A 15,579-nucleotide genomic window follows, 5' to 3' on the forward strand; every position below is an offset into this window, starting at 1 on the left:
CACCCGCTGAGTCTTCTTGGAACGCACAGGGTTCGGGAACTGTCACAGATTCCCGAACCCTGCTTGTGTTTCCGGACAATCCCGCCCTCTCAAAATGTATTCAGGATCATATATTGTGCGATATTGTGACCTGAGTCGCTCGGCAATGCCGCCGTGGCGGAGCGTTGAAGGAGAACGAGATGGATAGTCCGGCCCCGCGCCAGAAAAGCGGCCTCGTCGTAGTCATGCTCTGCTTTTTGACGATCGTGGCCGACGGCTACGACTTGATCGTCTACGGAGCCACCGTCCCCAGCCTGCTCGACGAACCCGGATGGGAGATGACCGCCAGCACCGCCGGTCTGATCGGCAGCTGGACACTGTTCGGTCTGATGGTCGGATTCCTGCTCGCGGGTCCGCTGGCTGATCGGGTCGGTCGCCGCAAGGTCATGATGGCGGGTGTCGTCTGGTTCTCCGCCGGCTGCGCGATCTGCGCGCTGGCCACCTCACCGGAATTCCTCGGCGCCGCCCGGTTCTTCACCGGCATCGGCCTCGGCGGCGTCGTGCCGTCGGCGGTCGCGTTGACGATGGAGTTCGCGCCGCGCAACCGCAGGCAGATCTACAACGGCATGATGCTGACCGGCTACTCCTTCGGCGGCATCATCGCCGCGCTCGTCGCGATCGCACTGCTGCCCGACCACGGCTGGCGCGTGTTGTACGCGGTCGGTGCCCTGTGCGTGATCGTGGTGCCCGCCATGTACTTCTGGCTGCCCGAATCGGTGAACTCCCTGGTGTCGCGCGGCAAGGACGCCGAGGCCGCGGAAGTCGCTCGCGCCTACGGTCTCGACATCGGCGCGGTGCGGGCCGAACAGCTGATCCAGCGCACCGCCACCGCGAACGGGGAGAAGGCGAGCGGATTCCGGATGCTGCTGACCCGGAAGTATCTGCCGTCGCTGCTGCTGTTCGTCGTGGTCTGCATCTGTGCCCAGCTGATCGGCTACGGCTTGAGTACCTGGTTGCCGGTGCTGATGCGCGAGGCGGGCTACCCGCTGGGATCCTCGTTGCAGTTCCTGCTGGTTCTGCAGGTCGGCGCCGTGATCGGCATGATCGGCGGTTCGATGCTGGCTGACCGATACGGCTCCCGGCGGGTTCTCGTGCCGTTCTTCCTCATCGGTGCGATTTCGCTGCTGGTGCTCAGCCGTAAGGTCGATACCGCGGTGCTGATGGTCGCGGTAGCGGGGGCCGGGCTCGGCTCCATCGGCAGCAGCTCACTCGCGTACGGCTATGTCGCCGCGAAATACCCCGCTTCGTGCCGCGGGTCCGCGGTGGGGGCGAGCATGGGGCTGGGGCGTATCGGTTCGATCCTCGGGCCGTCTATCGGTGGCTGGATCGTGGGTTCCTCGCTGGCGACCCACTGGAACTTCTACGCCTTCGCGGTGCCCGCGGTGATCGCCGCCGTCATCGTGATCCTGATGCCGGCCTCGACAGTCGATGACGAAGTCGCCGAAGTGCGCGCTCCCGACGTCGCGCCGGATCGCAAGCCCGGCGGTCTCGTCGTCGAGCAAGCGGGCTGACAGACCGGGCATCGCCTAGGTCGCCATCGCGTCGGCGGGCAGGCGGACCAGGCCGAGGCGATCGCATCGCCGGATCAACGGTGTGAGGATGCGATCGGCCTCGGCCGTGCGGTCGGCCCGGCGCAGGGCGCTGCCGAGCAGCAACCCGGCGCGCAGCGCGGCCAGCGGCCTGCGCTGCGCGTCAATCTCGGCGACCGAGTTCTCTGCGCGCTCGATCGCCGACCGGAGCTGATCCGTCGCCAGCAACAAACGGATCGCGGAGTCCTCATCGAATTCATCGATGGCCGTATCGATTCCGTCGTCGCGCCGGATCGTGCGCGTGTCCATCAGCCTGTCCGTCACGGTCGGATCGAGTTCGACGCCCAGACGCACCCGTTCGTTGCGGATCCGTGCGGCCAGGCGCGGCAGGTTCAGGCGTTCGGCATGCGACATCCCCTCGTCGAGGAGTTGCAGCGCGCCGCCGCGGTCGCCGCGCAGGGCGCGTACCCGCGCACCTGTCGCGTAGGTGGCCAGCATGAAGTCCACGCCGCCGCCACCTTCGGCCGACAGCTCTCTGCTCTGCGCCAATAGATCTGTCGCGATGTCGAGATCTCCAGTCTCATAACGCAATTCGCCCAGTAGCGCGGACGCGAGGCGAGTCGCGTGGGCGCCGGCGCCCATGGTCGTGCGTGCGGTGTCGAGCGCGGTCGTGAACAGGTCGTCCGCGCCGGGTATGTCGAGCTGTTCACGGGCGGCCACCCCTGCGAAACAGCGGCCGTACACCGACAGGAACGGGCCGGTCGCCTCGTGATACGGCGCCGCCCAGAGCTGCCATCGGCGCGCCTCGTCGAAGTCGAAGCGCTGCATTGCCGCGAAGGTGGCGATATTGGCCGCCACCCCGGGAATGCGCGGGGAGAAGTCGTCGGGTCGGGCCAGCGCGTCACCGATCAGGCCGTCCAGCTCCGATATCCGGTCGGCGAACATCTCTCGGACACTGATCGCGACATCGGCTTCCGCGCGCAGATCGGTGCGTTCGGGTTCGGCGGGTGGAGCCACGGCCAGCGCGGTCTCGAAGCGGGCTAGGGAGGACGCGGTGGCCGTGGGTCTGCGCAGGACAAGGTTGACCCAGACGCCGAAAAGCTGGATACGGGGCCTGGCCCGGCACACCCCAGCGGGCAGCTTCGCCAGGATGCCTTGCAACATGACCATTCTCGACCGCTCCAGCAGGTAACCCGCGTCCTGCTCGACGAGTTCGGCCGCGCGTTCGGGATTTTCCGCGGCAAGTGCCTGGTCGACCGCTTCGTTGAGCAGGTGATGATGCGCGAACCAGTCGGCGGCTCGCAGCCGGAGTGCTGTGATCTCGGTCGGGCGGTCCTGAGCGAGTCTGCGGCACAGGTATCCGGCGAACAACTGGTGGTAGCGGTACCAGTCGTGGGCGGGACCGGTGGGAAGCAGGAACAAGCCGCGGTCGGCGATGTCGGCGAGGAGGTCGGCGGCGTCGGTGCGGCCGGTCAGTGCGGTGGCCAGTCCGGCGCAGATCCGCTCGCAGATCGAGGTTGTCATGAGGAATTCGAGGGTGTCCGGATCCAGTGCGCCGAGTACGTTCTCGGCCAGGAACGTCCCGATATCGGGGTGCGTGGCAAGGCTGTCGAGTAGGCGCGCCGGGTCCTCGCCTGCACGCAGCGACAGCACCGTCAGCTGCAGTGCCGCGACCCAGCCGTCGGTGGCGCGGGCCAGCGCGGACACCTCGTCGGCGGCCAGGTGTACACCGCCGGCTTCGGCGAGGAACGCGTGTACCTCGTCGGGATTGAAACGCATTGTGGTGGCATCGATTTCGGCGAGTTCACCGTGGATGCGCAACCGGCTCAACGGCAGGTCGAGTCGCTCGGTACTCGTGACGACGAGGGGCAGATGGTGACAGCCGTGCTCGATCAGGAACCGGACCGCGTCCACCGAGGCGGGGGCGGTGACCCGTTGCCAGTCGTCGAGGATCAGCGTCACCCGCCGGTCGTCGGCGTGCAGCCCGTCGACGAGTGCGGTCAGCACGGCACGGGCCGGGTTGTCGGGGTCGGCTTCGAGTAGCCGGTCGAGGTCGTCGGAGAGAGCGGGAACCGCGGGTCTGATCGCCTCGGCGAGGTGGGTGAGGAACCAGGCGACATTGTTGTCGTCCTCGTCGACGGTCAGCCACGCCACCGCGGCGCCGTGCTCGACCAGCTCGTCGTGCCACTGGGCAGCCACGGTCGTCTTGCCGAATCCACTGGGCGCGTGGATGGCGGTGAGCCGGGTGCCTTCGGTGGTTCGCAAGTGCTCGAGCAGGCGCTTTCTGGCCAGAGTCGCCCGCGCCGGAGTCGGCGGGCGATATTTCGTGGCGGGTGTGGGAGGTGCGGTGGTGCGGTCGCGGGCTCGCGCTGCCGGTGCTATCGGCACCGCAACGGGCCGCTGGGTATCGGGGACTCGCAGGACATCGACCGGGCTGCCGGTACTGCGCTGGGCCGCAACCAGTTCCGCGCCGAGCGCGGCGGCGCTGTCCGGACGGTCGGCGGGATCGGTCGCCATCGCGTGCTCGATGACAGCCCTGACCTCGTCGGGTACATCCTGGTCGGTGAGATCGGGGCCGCGCTGCGCGGAGACCCGCAGGAACTGCGACAACACCTGCTCGCCGACGCGCCGCTCGTAGGCGACATGGCCGGTGAGGGCGCAGAACAGGGTTGCGCCCAGGCCGTACACGTCGGCGGCAGCGGTGGCTTGCGCGCCGCGCAGGACTTCCGGCGCGGCGAAAGCGGGGGAGCCGGTGACGATCCCGGTGGTCGTATGGAATCCGCCTTGGATCCGGGCGATCCCGAAATCGGTGAGTTCGGGCTCGTTGTAGTCGCTGAGCAGGATGTTGGACGGTTTCACGTCACGATGCAGGATGCCGGCCCGGTGCGCGGTCTCGAGCGCGCCCGCCATCTTCACGCCCAAGCGTAGTGTCGCCGCCCAATCCAGCGGGCCGACGGCGTGGATGCGTTGTTCCAACGAGCCACGCGCGTGATAAGGCATCACCAGGTAGGGGTGCCCGCCGTGGGTGGTGCCTGCTTGGAAGACCGCGACGATATGTGGGTGTCCGGACAGGCGGCCCATCGCCTGCTGTTCGCGCACGAAGCGTTGCAGTCCGTCGGGGTCGAGCTCGGCGGTCAGTACCTTCACCGCGACCACGCGGTCGAGATCGGGCTGAGCGCAGCGGTAGACCACGCCGAAACCGCCGCGCCCGATCTCCTCGGCGTCCTCGAAGCCCTCGGCGGTCAATTCCGCCGCGATCCCCGTGGCCGGGCTGCGCTGCGTCGGCATGTTGTCGGCCATTCAGGCTCGATTCGGTGCGGCCTCATGGCGGTGCGCTGGTGCGCCCGCCCTCTACCGAGGATAGTCCCGGTGCCGACCGTGTTCGACGATGTCAGGCGCGTTTCGGCCGGTAGTGCAGCCACCGGTATCTGGCGCGTTCGCGCGGTGTCATCCCGCCCCAGATACCGTGTGGCTCGTTCGCGGCGACAGCGTGGTCCCTGCAGTGGGTCAGGACCGGGCAGCTCGCGCAGATCTTCTTGGCGGCCAGCAATTTCCGGGACTCGTGGCTGGTGTCGTAGAAGTCGTTGACGTCGTACGCGCGGCAGGTGGCGTGCATCTGCCAGGCCCAGGTCTCCGCGCGCGGGGCGGGCAATTGCAACGCGTACACGCTCCCTCTGCTCATCGCGCACCACCGTCGGCGGCCACCTGCGCGCGCCGATGCGCGGCAGCGGCCAGTTCGTGTTCGCGGGCGCTGTCGGGTCCGCCCAGCCCGGCCAGATGGTCGTGCAACCGTGCCTTCGCCGCATACCAGGAGGCGAGTGTCTCCGCACTGGCGCCGCGGGAGGGGCGGCTCAGGCACAAGGCGGTCATTTCGATCAGCACGTTCATGGTCGGTCCTCCGACTCGCGGGATCAGTCGTAGACGACGACTCCACGCAGATTGCGGCCGGCGTTCATGTCGGCGAAGCCCTGCGTGATGTCGTCGAGGGAGTAGCGGGTGGTGACGAGTTCGTCGAGTTTCAGCGAGCCCTGCTGATACATCGCCAGCTGCGCGGGGATGTCGGCGGTGGGGGAGCTCGCGCCGAAGAGCGAGCCCTGCAGACGCTTCTGGTACAGCGTGAGCTCGTGCAGGTTGATATCGCCCGCGCCGACGGTGGCGTCGCCGAGCCCGACGGCGACACAGGTGCCTGCCTTGCGTACGGCGCCGAGCGCCTGGCCGACATGGCGTCCGGTGGTGATGCCGACTGTGACGATCGAGGAATCAGCACCTTGCCCGTTGGTCATCGAGCGTGCCAGTTCGGCCGCTTCGTCGATGTCGGCGACGGCGTGGGTGGCGCCGAGTTTCAGTGCGGAGTCGCGCTTGAACGCGACCGGGTCGACGGCGATCACGGCTGATGCGCCGGCATGGGCCGCGCCCTGGACCGCGTTGATCCCGATACCGCCGATGCCCATGACGATCACGACATGCCCGGGCTTCACCTCGGCCGAGTTCACCGCTGCGCCCCAGCCTGTGCCGACACCGCAGCCGGTCAGGCACGCGACGTCGAGCGGGATCGACGGATCGATCTTGATGGCCGAGACCGCCGATACGGTGGTGTACTCGCAGAAGGTGCCGAGCCCGGCGAGCTGACCGGTGGGTGCCCCGTCGAGGGAGAGCCGATACGAGGTGGGGTCGTCGAAGCGCGCGCCGGTGGCCAGGAACGCGCCGAGGTCACACAGGTTCTGATGGCCGTGTGCGCACCATCGACAACGGCCGCACACCGGCAGGAAGGAGAACACGACATGGTCGCCCTCGGCGAAGCCCTTGGTGCCGGGACCGACCGCCTCGACGACACCCGCGCCCTCGTGTCCCCCGGCCAGCGGAAGGATGCCGGGCGTCTGGGTGCCGACCGCGAAATGATCGTCGGAGTGGCACAGGCCGGCGGCGGCCATCTTCACCCGGATCTCGCCGGGGCGCGGGTCCTCGACCTCGAGTTCGACGATCTCGTAGGCACCGGGTGATTGCTGGAGTACCGCGCCCCGGGTCAGCATGACGTCTCGTTTCGATCCAACTGCCGCATGGGGGTGTCCACTCCTCCGGAAAAGAGAATATCCAACATAATATAATATAAGTGTCGCATGGCGCTGATCTGCGCGTCAACGATTCGGTGAGGTCGGGGGTCGGGGCCGATTTCTCAGTTGCCGACGGATGGATCAATTCCGATTTCGCCATCCGCCGTCGTGCCGAAGAACGCGGGCAGGTCGACGGCGCGGTGGGTGTTGGCCAGTGCCGATACCGTCGCGGTGCCGAACACTCCGGTGCGGTCGAACGCGACAGCGGTGCCCACGGAGATCCCGGCGTGCTCGATCCGGTCGGTGGCCGAGAACCCGACCGCGGTGCCCAACGGCAGGCGGACCAGCGCGAGCGTGATGTCGGCATTGATGAATTCCAGCCCGTTGCTGCCGAGATTGGCCACCACGTTCACCACGTCGGCGATCCCGGCGGTGAGCTGAAACGGTGTGATCGGCTCGCCCTCGACCACCGGGATCGGGTCGTGCCAGACCTGCTTACGCGCGTCGTTCTGCGCCCGTGCCGCATCGCCCCATCCGGAGCCTTCGCTGAAGTACAAGCGGTGACCCTGTGTCATCGACGCGCCCAGTGGTGGAGGCTCGGGGCGGGCGCCGCCGGACCACACCGCACCGGGCGGGCTCTCGCTCGGCGCGAGGAACAGTGCCGAGGCGCGGGCGACCGGTCCGCCGTCTTGATGTAGGACCGTGTCGATCAGGCACAGGCGCTTTCCTTCCCGCACGATGGTCGCCGAGGTGGTGCAGGGGCGTCGCCTGGCCGGCCGATACAGGTCCAGGGTCCACCTGACCGGCTGCAAGTCGGTGCGGCCGATGTCGGCGACAGCGCGCTCGGCCGCGCGAGCCAGCGCCGAACTGATGGCGAGTCCGCGCAGATGATCCACGCCCCAGCCGCTCAGTGCTTCTGTTTGCGGTACCAGTTCCGCACCTGTCCGGCCTGGCTCCGTGCGGAAGAAAGCTGACGTCATAGTGATCCTCTCCACCGTTTACGGCATGATATTAAATATATGATACCGTCAGATGTGCGTCCATAGACCTCCCGAGGTCCTTCTGACCCCCTGCTCGGGGACCTCGGGCGCCGGCGTCGATCACCGACGCGTACGTCACATCCGTGCGTGGAAACCCTCCGGTGATCGACGCCGTTCCATGGGTCGACGATGCGCGACAGTGTGTCCGAGACGCATAATGCATAACGTGCCGAACGACAATGACCCACTCCAGGCCGAATCCGCGACACGGGGGTTACCTCGCTCCGCGCATTCGCAACGCCAACAGTTGTCCGAAGATGTCGCGAGCTACGTTCGCGAGCTGATCATCTCGGGCCGGGTACGGTCCGGTGAATTCCTGCGCGCCGAGCCGATCGCCGAGGCGGTCGGCGTGAGCAACACGCCGGTGCGCGAGGGCTTGCTGTTGCTCAGCGGTGAAGGTTTCGTCGAACTCGTTCCTCGGCGTGGGTTCATGGTCTCGGCGTTCAGCAGGCAGGATGTGCGCGATCTGTTCTGGGCGCAGGCCACCCTGGCCGGTGAACTGGCCTCGCGGGCGGCGAAGTCGATCTCCCCGCGTCAGCTCGCCCACCTGGCCGACGTGATCACTCAGCACGAGCAGGCGGTCGCCGACGGCGCCGACCTGGACCGCATCGTGGCGCTGGGCCATGAATTCCATCGCACCATCAACCTGGCGGCCGACTCGCGCAGGCTGGCGCTGTTGCTGCGCTCGATCGTCAAGCAGCTGCCCAACCGGTTCTACGGCAACATCGAGGGCCACGCGAACGAGTCGCTCGACTTCCACCCGGCCATCCTCGAAGCGTTGCAGAAGCGGCGTGCGAAGGCGGCTAGCACTTTGATGCGCGATCACATCATGTCCGGCGCCGACGAGCTCATCGTCATGCTGGAGAAACAGGGCATGTGGTCGACTCCGGAGCGATCCACCGCATAATCCCGGTTCACCGTGATCGAGATCGGCGGTCAGAAGACGAAGAAGGGTCGGTGCCACAACCGAAAGGTTGGGGCACCGACCCTTTTCTGTGTCTAAGGGGTCATGGCGACGACGGGGCCGTCGGACATGACGACACCGGTATCGATCGATGGCGCGCCCGATGGCGCGATGCTTCCGTCCGGGCGGATCGTGTAGGTGTGGATCCGGGTCGTCATCTGGGCGGTGAGTACGTCGACGAGGTAGAGGGTCTTGCCGTCGGGATGCAGCGCGACTTGGCCGGGCAGTGTGGCGGCGGGTGCCGCGTACGGCGAACCGGGCAGCTCGGTGAGTCGACCGTCCTCGTGCACATCGAAGCCGGCGATCGACTGGCCCATCGCATTGGGTACGTAGAGCCGTGTGCCGTCGGTTGTCACCACCGCGCCGTGTGGGACCCCATGAGTCGGGTAGGGCGAGCCGGGGGTGGGCGTCACCTGGCCGTCCTCGCCGATGACGAAGCCGGACAGGTCGAAGCCGAATTCGTTGCTCACGTAGAGATGGCGCCCGTCGGGGGTGAAACCCGGTGCCACCGGACCCAGCTTCACGGTGGTGGGGCCGAGCGGCGTCATGGTGCCGTTGCGCTCGATCGCGTAGTTGGACATGGTGTTGCCGAGATAGGTGACCACCCGCAGGAAGCGCCCGCCGGGGTCGACGGCTGCCATGCCGACGGCGCTGAAGCCGTCTACCGGCACGGTGGGAGCCCCGGACGGGGTGAGCGCGCCCGAGGCTGCGACCGCGTAGGACTCCACGTGGCCCGGTGCCCCGCCGACCACGACGAACAGTTGAGTGCCGTCGGGGCTGAGGGTCGCCGCGGTGGGCGGACCACCGACGGTGATGTCGGCACCGGGAATCGGGTGCAGGGTGCCGCTGTCGTCCAGGCGGTATCCGGTGACGCCGAAGTCGCCGACATGCGGAACGTAGACCGTGTGCCCGTCAGGAGCGACGACCAGCGAGAGAATGCCGAAGCCGGTGGCGAACGGGCTGCCCGGTACGGGGGCCAACGCGCCGTCATCGGTAACCCGCACCACGCTGATACCCATCGACGCGGTGCCCGCGACGATCATGAACCGGGAACCGGCCGCCGAGGCGACCGGCGCCGCCGCCCAGCTGAACGTGCTGAGCAGGGCGGCGATGAAAGCTAGTGCGGCACAACGAAGTAACCGGGTACCGGCCCGGGGTCGACGGGCGGCGGGTGTCGAAGTCATCGGTGATCTCCTCGATGAGATGCGGGTGCGATCGGCCGTGCGCGGATCGCATGACAAGCCGGAACGATCACATTTTGTATATGAACTTGCAATCATCGTTGTGCCGCGTGACAACGGTTCCCGCTGTTCGGTGCGGGATTTCAAAACTCGGCCTGGGTGAAGATTGCAGACTATATTGTGCGTAATTCAGGGTGGGCGACGTGGCCTGCCGGATACATGGAGGTATCGCCGCAGATGCTCAGGAACGCTTTCACGCCGCAACGAGTCGCTGTCGGTGTGGCCGCCGCGCTCGCGCTCTCGCTGTCCCCGAGCCTGGCGCACGCGGCCCCGGGCGACGCGCCGCGGTATCTGCTGGTCACCGGCACCGGTTCCTCGAACATCAGCGTCCTGCGCGTCGATGACAACGGCGCGCTCACCAAGGTGCCCGGCGCACCGTTCGCCAGTGACACCGGCTCACTCACCCTCGAGATCACCCCGGATGGTCGCCGCGCCTACGCCGGACACGTGGTGTCGGGCTCGATCATCGGCTACGACCTCGGCGCCGACGGCTCGCTGCACGAGATCGCGGGCACCCGAATCGACTTCGGCGCCCCGGTGATCGGGGTGACGATCACCCCGGACGGTTCCCGGCTGTTCGCGACCGTGGGCTCGCTCACCACCGAGGTCCGCTCCTTCGACATCACCGCCTCCGGCGTGCTCGTGCCGACCGGCGCACCCACCACTGCTGTACCCGGGATGAGCGGGCTGAGCCTGCCGCAGGTGACTCCCGATGGGCGCAATTTGATTGTGAGCACCTTCATCGGCGCGACGGTGACCAGCTACGCCATCGGGGCCGATGCCTCGCTGACTCAGGTCGGCGCCACGATGGCGACCGGCGAGCGGCCCGCACTGCCCGCCGTCACCCCGAACGGGCGCTACCTCTACATCAGCAACGAGGGCAGCAACACCCTGTCGGGCTATGTGATCGCAGCCGACGGCAGTCTGTCGAATGCGCCCGGTTCGCCCTACCCCACCGGCGGGACCCCGCACGGTTCGGCGATCACCGCCGACGGCACCCGTATGTACGTGCCCGCGTCGGCCGGCGGTGAGGTCGACGGCTTCCACATCGGTGCCGACGGAGCGCTCACGCCACTGCCGGGCTCGCCCTACAAGACTCCGGACGGCGCGATGCCGGGACGCCTCGTGCTCAGTCCCGACGAGGACGAACTCTTCGTGATCGACAGCCTCACGGTGAGTGGGTCGGCCTGGGTGCACACCTACACCGTCGCCGCCGACGGCAGCGTCGCTCCGTCGGGCCTGCCTGCCGCTGATACCGGAGTGGTGTTCCACGACGGTCCGTCGGCTCACCTGACCCCCGCACGATGACGCACCGCGGTGGGCCGCCCGGCCCACCGCGGCGTCCGCGTCCGCCCACCCCGAGGAGACCCGCTGTGCCATCGGCCGCATCCGAGCCGAGCGTCGAGAACGCCCGCTCCGGCAGCCCGCGTCGTCCGTTCCGTGAACGATTCGGGACCAGCGTGCGGACCCGTGTGCTGGCCATCGCGCTGATTCCGAGCGTGGTGCTGCTCGCCACGGGCGCTGTCGCGGTCACGTTGGTCGGGGTCCGGGCGCAGTCGGTCAAGGAATGGTCCGACTACCGGGGCGCGAACATCGACCCGCTGCTGCGGTTCGTGACCTCGATCCAAGCCGAGCGACTCGCCAGCGTCACCGCGCAGGACCCTTCGCCTACTACGGCCGCGGATCTGCGCGCCAGCCGCGACAACACCGACCGCGCGATCGCGGAGACCGCCCGTATCGCGTCGTCAGCCCAGAACCTGGACCAGGACACCGGCGCGGAATCCATCAAGGCGCTGGGCGATCTGATCGGGCGCATGCAGGTGATCCGAGAGTCGGTCGACAGCAGGCGAGCGACCACAGGCGACGTGGACCAGTACTTCACCGATCTGATCGCCGCGGTGCTCGGCGCGGGTCAGGAGTCGGCGCGATTGAAGTCGTCGGACACCACGACGATGGATGCCGAGCTGACCTCGCTCGAGCTCCTGCGGGCGGCCGAAAGTCATTCGCGGGTGGTCGGTCTCGTTGCCGCGGGCGCGGCCAACGGCATGCCTTCGCTGAGGGAACGGCGAACGCTCGCCCAACATATCGGCGTGTACCGCAAGCAGTTCGACCTCATCGACACCCGCTTGTCGCCGGAGGTACGGACCAGCGTGCGCGCCCTGACCACCGGTACCGACTGGCGTCTGGGCACCACCGGCGAGGACGAGATGTCCGAGCGGGGCATGCTGACCATGCTGGCCGAAGAATGGCTGGCAGCCGAGCACGCGGTGGACACCCGCATGATCGCTGTGATCCGTGATCAGTTCCGGGTGACGGTCGACGCGACCAGCGCGGCGGCCGACCGGATGATCAACCAGCTGCTGATCGTGTCGGCCATCATGCTTGTGGTCACCTTCTTCGCGGTCTCTGTGTCATTGGCGCTGGCCAATCGGCTGCTGCGCCGACTGCGCACCCTGCGCTCGGCCAGTCTCGATCTCGCCAACGAACGACTGCCCGCGCTGATCCGCCGCATCCACAACGGCGAGCAGGTCGACGCGGAGGCCGAAACCGCCGTGGTCGACCGCGGCCGTGACGAGATCGGTCAGGTCGCCGAGGCATTCGCCGCGGCACAGCGCACGGCGATCGAGACCGCGATCGGTGAGGCGAGCACCCGCAACGGCTTCAACAAAGTGTTCCTCGACATCGCCTTTCGCAGCCAGGCACTGGTTCGCCGACAGCTCGATGTACTCGATGTCGCCGAGGCCCGCCAAGACGACCCGGAAGACCTGGAACTGTTGTTCCAGCTCGACCACCTGGCCACTCGCGCGCGTCGTAATTCCGAGAACCTGCTGATCCTGGGTGGGCGCTCACCGGGCCGCCGCTGGCGTAACCCGGTGGCGCTCGAGGAGATCGTGCGCAGCGCCGTGTCCGAGACCGAGGGCTACGCGCGAGTGAGCGCCGTCCGGCTGCCCGCGATGCGAGTGCTCGGTACTGCCGTGGCCGACCTCGTCCACCTGCTGGCCGAGCTGATCGACAACGCGACCGCGTTCTCGCCGCCGGACGCGCCGGTGGCGGTGCACGGCAACTCGGTCGGCAGGGGAGTGGTGGTCGAGGTCGACGACCAGGGCCTCGGTATCTCCTTCGAGGAGCGTGAACGCCTCAACGCGCTGCTCGCCGAGCCGCCGCAGTTCCACGAGATGGCGTTGTCGGGACATCGTCACCTCGGTTTGTTCGTGGTGAGCAGGCTCGCCGCGCGCCACGGTATTTCGGTGACCCTGCAGGAATCTCCGTACGGCGGCGTGCGGGCGATCGTGTTGGTGCCGTGGGCCGTGCTCGAGGCCGGTGACGACAACCCGACGGTGGCGGTGGAACCGGTGCGCGGGCGTGATGTCGTGCACCGAGTGCCCGGCGCAACCGCATTGCCGGGTGCGCCACGACCTGATCCGCACCCGGCACCCGCCCTGCCGGACCGGGTCGGACGCACGACTGCCGTGGGGCACAACGGATATCCCGTCGAGCAGGCCGACCGACGGCCTGCCCTGCCGAAACGCGATCGACTCACCCATCTGTCGCCTCAGCTCAGCGTCGATGTCGAGGAAACCGACACGCGCCCGACGGCTCCCGAGTCCCAGCGAGTACGCGCACCCGAAACGGTGCGCGCCGCGATGAGCGGGCTGCAACAGGGCACGCGTCGGGCACGTGGCCGATCACCCCATACCCACCCCTAGAACGGTCTGAACATGAACGAGGACATGACAGCTCGCCAAGCTCCGGCCGGTACGCTGGACTGGCTGCTCACCAGTCTGGTGAAAACGACATCGGGCGCCGAACAGGCGGTGGTGCTGTCCGCGGACGGCCTGGCGCTGGCAGGGTCGGCCGGTATCGAGCGCGAGGACGTCGAGCATCTCGCCGCCATGGCGTCAGCGTTGCACAGCTTGGCTCGTGGCGTCGGCACGCGCTTCTCCAAAGGTGCGTTGCATCAGACCGTGGTCGAGCTCGAGCACGGGTACCTGTTGGTCACCGAAGCCGGGCACGGCGCGTGCCTGGCATTGTTGACCAGCGCCGATGCTGATCTCGGACTGATCGCCTACGAGATGAACGTCATCGTCGGGCAGGTGCGCGATCACCTGTCGGCGGCTCCGAGGAATTCGATGACCACGCGAGTGCCGTGAGTGAGGGCCCGGATGAGATGTGGGGCTACGAGGACGACGATCCGGGCCCCCTGGTTCGGCCGTTCGCGCTGACCCGCGGTCGAGCGGGCCGGGAGCTGCAGGATCTCGACATTCTGACCCTGGTGATCTCGGTCGGCTACGACTCCGATGTGAACAAGCTCGATCGCGAGTACGCCGAGATCTTTCAGCTTTGCCGCCATCGGCCGCTGTCGATCGTCGAAATCGCCGCCCACACGAAGTTGCTGATGGTCACCGTCAAAGTGCTTGTCAGCGACCTCATCGCGGCCGGTTATGTCATCTTCCGATCCCCACCACGGGCCGACGCGGGCCCTGATCCCGAACTACTGCAGGCGGTACTCGATGGCATACGTAACCTCTGACGGCCCGGCGGTCATGTCCGCCGAACTGGCGGTAAAGGTCTTGGTGGCAGGCGGATTCGGCGTCGGCAAGACGACGATGGTCGGCGCGATCAGTGAGATCACCCCGTTGCGCACCGAGGAACAGCTCACCGAGCTGAGTACCTCGGTCGACGATCTGCACGGCATCGAAGGCAAGCGGACCACCACGGTCGCACTGGATTTCGGCCGGATCACCATCAATCCCCGAGTGATCCTGTACTTGTTCGGGACACCGGGCCAGGACCGGTTCTGGTTCCTCTGGCCGGAGCTGTCACGGGGTGCGCTGGGTGCGGTGGTCCTCGTCGATACCCGCCGACTGGCCGACAGTTTCGCCGCGGTGGACTATTTCGAATCCCGGCGGATCCCGTTCGTGGTCGCGGTGAACTGCTTCGACGGTGCGGATTGCTACGAGACCACCGAAATCGGTGCCGCGCTCGGCGTGCCGACGCATGTTCCGATCCTGCTGTGCGATGCGCGAGACCGTGCGTCGTGCAAGGAAGTTCTGGTGTGCCTGTTCGAATACATCATGGCGAACTCGACTGCGGTTCGTCACCGGTCCCATTGAATTCGCCAGGCGCCCAACATCTCTAGCGGAAAATCGGATGCACAATATATTGTCCAGGTTGCAGCAACTGCGGATACAACCCCATCGAAAGGTTCACCAATGAGCGATCTGCTCGATCTCGTCAACGTGCACTACGCCGGCCTCGAAGGCGGCGATCTCGACCTGGCCGCGAGCCCGTTCACCGAGGATGTCGCGGCGGAGTTCCCGTCCGGTCCGCTCGCCGGCATCGAGGCACTGCGCGGGCTGATCGGTGCCTTCATCACCGCATTCCCCGGCATGAAGATCGAACGTCGCAACACCTGGGTCGACGGTGACACCGCCGTCGCCGAAATCGTGTTCACCGGTGTTCAGACCGGTCCGCTTGCGACCGCCGAGGGCGAGGTGCCGCCGTCCGGCCGCACGGTGACTTTCCCGCTGATCGACACCTTCACCCTGCGCGATGGCAAGGTCTCCGAGCATCGCGTCTACTGGGACAACGTGAGCTTCCTGACCCAGCTCGGGCTGCTGCCCGCCCAGGGCTGAGCAGCTGTCCATCGGAAACCCCTTCGGCTCGGCCGGAGGGGTTTTCGCTGTTCGTGAGGGTCGGTGGTGTGCAGGTTTC

The 15,579-nt window shown here is 67.3% G+C and carries 14 protein-coding genes; 8 read left to right on the forward strand and 6 right to left on the reverse strand.

Going from position 1 to position 15,579, the window contains the following annotated elements:
- Positions 1 to 179 precede the first annotated feature (179 nt).
- Positions 180 to 1,550, forward strand: coding sequence for an MFS transporter (locus ACFTS5_RS06980; RefSeq protein WP_378628174.1), 1,371 nt, complete (start codon positions 180 to 182; stop codon positions 1,548 to 1,550).
- A gap of 15 nt (positions 1,551 to 1,565) precedes the next feature.
- Here the strand turns inward: ACFTS5_RS06980 and ACFTS5_RS06985 are convergent, their stop codons facing one another.
- From ACFTS5_RS06985 to ACFTS5_RS07005, 5 genes are all read right to left on the reverse strand, one after another.
- Positions 1,566 to 4,868, reverse strand: coding sequence for a protein kinase (locus tag ACFTS5_RS06985; RefSeq protein ID WP_378628175.1), 3,303 nt, complete (start codon positions 4,866 to 4,868; stop codon positions 1,566 to 1,568).
- Positions 4,869 to 4,959: 91 nt separating this feature from the next.
- Positions 4,960 to 5,250 (reverse strand): WhiB family transcriptional regulator, encoded by a 291-nt coding sequence (locus ACFTS5_RS06990; protein ID WP_378628177.1) that lies wholly within the window; start codon positions 5,248 to 5,250, stop codon positions 4,960 to 4,962.
- The gene (locus ACFTS5_RS06995; RefSeq protein ID WP_378628179.1) at positions 5,247 to 5,456 is read right to left on the reverse strand and encodes a hypothetical protein; all 210 of its coding nucleotides are present in this window, start codon (positions 5,454 to 5,456) and stop codon (positions 5,247 to 5,249) included. Before ACFTS5_RS06995 ends, ACFTS5_RS06990 begins: the two co-directional genes overlap by 4 nt.
- 23 nt (positions 5,457 to 5,479) lie before the next feature.
- Positions 5,480 to 6,598 carry an NDMA-dependent alcohol dehydrogenase gene (locus ACFTS5_RS07000; RefSeq protein ID WP_378628182.1) on the reverse strand — a complete coding sequence of 373 codons (1,119 nt, stop codon included), beginning with the start codon at positions 6,596 to 6,598 and terminating at the stop codon, positions 5,480 to 5,482.
- A 143-nt stretch (positions 6,599 to 6,741) separates the two neighbouring features.
- On the reverse strand, positions 6,742 to 7,599 hold the full coding sequence (locus ACFTS5_RS07005; RefSeq protein ID WP_378628183.1) for an acyl-CoA thioesterase domain-containing protein: 858 nt from the start codon (positions 7,597 to 7,599) through the stop codon (positions 6,742 to 6,744).
- A gap of 226 nt (positions 7,600 to 7,825) precedes the next feature.
- Between ACFTS5_RS07005 and ACFTS5_RS07010 the strand changes: the two genes are divergently transcribed.
- Positions 7,826 to 8,566, forward strand: a complete 741-nt coding sequence (locus ACFTS5_RS07010; protein WP_378628186.1) for a GntR family transcriptional regulator — start codon at positions 7,826 to 7,828, stop codon at positions 8,564 to 8,566.
- A 92-nt stretch (positions 8,567 to 8,658) separates the two neighbouring features.
- On the opposite strand, the gene ACFTS5_RS07015 is transcribed toward ACFTS5_RS07010, so the two are convergent.
- Positions 8,659 to 9,807 (reverse strand): lactonase family protein, encoded by a 1,149-nt coding sequence (locus ACFTS5_RS07015; protein ID WP_378628187.1) that lies wholly within the window; start codon positions 9,805 to 9,807, stop codon positions 8,659 to 8,661.
- Positions 9,808 to 10,041: 234 nt separating this feature from the next.
- Here ACFTS5_RS07015 and ACFTS5_RS07020 point away from each other — a divergent pair, with 234 nt between their 5' ends.
- The 6 genes from ACFTS5_RS07020 (at position 10,042) to ACFTS5_RS07045 (ending at position 15,500) form a co-directional block, all read left to right on the forward strand.
- Complete coding sequence (locus ACFTS5_RS07020) at positions 10,042 to 11,172, forward strand: lactonase family protein (RefSeq protein ID WP_378628189.1); 1,131 nt, start codon at positions 10,042 to 10,044, stop codon at positions 11,170 to 11,172.
- A gap of 65 nt (positions 11,173 to 11,237) precedes the next feature.
- On the forward strand, positions 11,238 to 13,571 hold the full coding sequence (locus tag ACFTS5_RS07025) for a nitrate- and nitrite sensing domain-containing protein (protein WP_378628190.1): 2,334 nt from the start codon (positions 11,238 to 11,240) through the stop codon (positions 13,569 to 13,571).
- A 12-nt stretch (positions 13,572 to 13,583) separates the two neighbouring features.
- Entirely contained in the window at positions 13,584 to 14,015 is a 432-nt protein-coding gene (locus ACFTS5_RS07030) for a roadblock/LC7 domain-containing protein (RefSeq protein WP_378628192.1), read from the forward strand.
- Complete coding sequence (locus tag ACFTS5_RS07035; protein WP_378628195.1) at positions 14,012 to 14,395, forward strand: DUF742 domain-containing protein; 384 nt, start codon at positions 14,012 to 14,014, stop codon at positions 14,393 to 14,395. The genes ACFTS5_RS07030 and ACFTS5_RS07035 overlap by 4 nt, the downstream gene beginning before the upstream one ends.
- Positions 14,376 to 14,978 carry an ATP/GTP-binding protein gene (locus ACFTS5_RS07040; RefSeq protein WP_378628197.1) on the forward strand — a complete coding sequence of 201 codons (603 nt, stop codon included), beginning with the start codon at positions 14,376 to 14,378 and terminating at the stop codon, positions 14,976 to 14,978. The genes ACFTS5_RS07035 and ACFTS5_RS07040 overlap by 20 nt, the downstream gene beginning before the upstream one ends.
- A gap of 99 nt (positions 14,979 to 15,077) precedes the next feature.
- Positions 15,078 to 15,500, forward strand: a complete 423-nt coding sequence (locus ACFTS5_RS07045) for an ester cyclase (protein ID WP_378628199.1) — start codon at positions 15,078 to 15,080, stop codon at positions 15,498 to 15,500.
- Positions 15,501 to 15,579 lie beyond the last annotated feature (79 nt).

This window comes from Nocardia sp. NPDC056952 (assembly GCF_042674185.1).
Lineage (GTDB): Bacteria > Actinomycetota > Actinomycetes > Mycobacteriales > Mycobacteriaceae > Nocardia.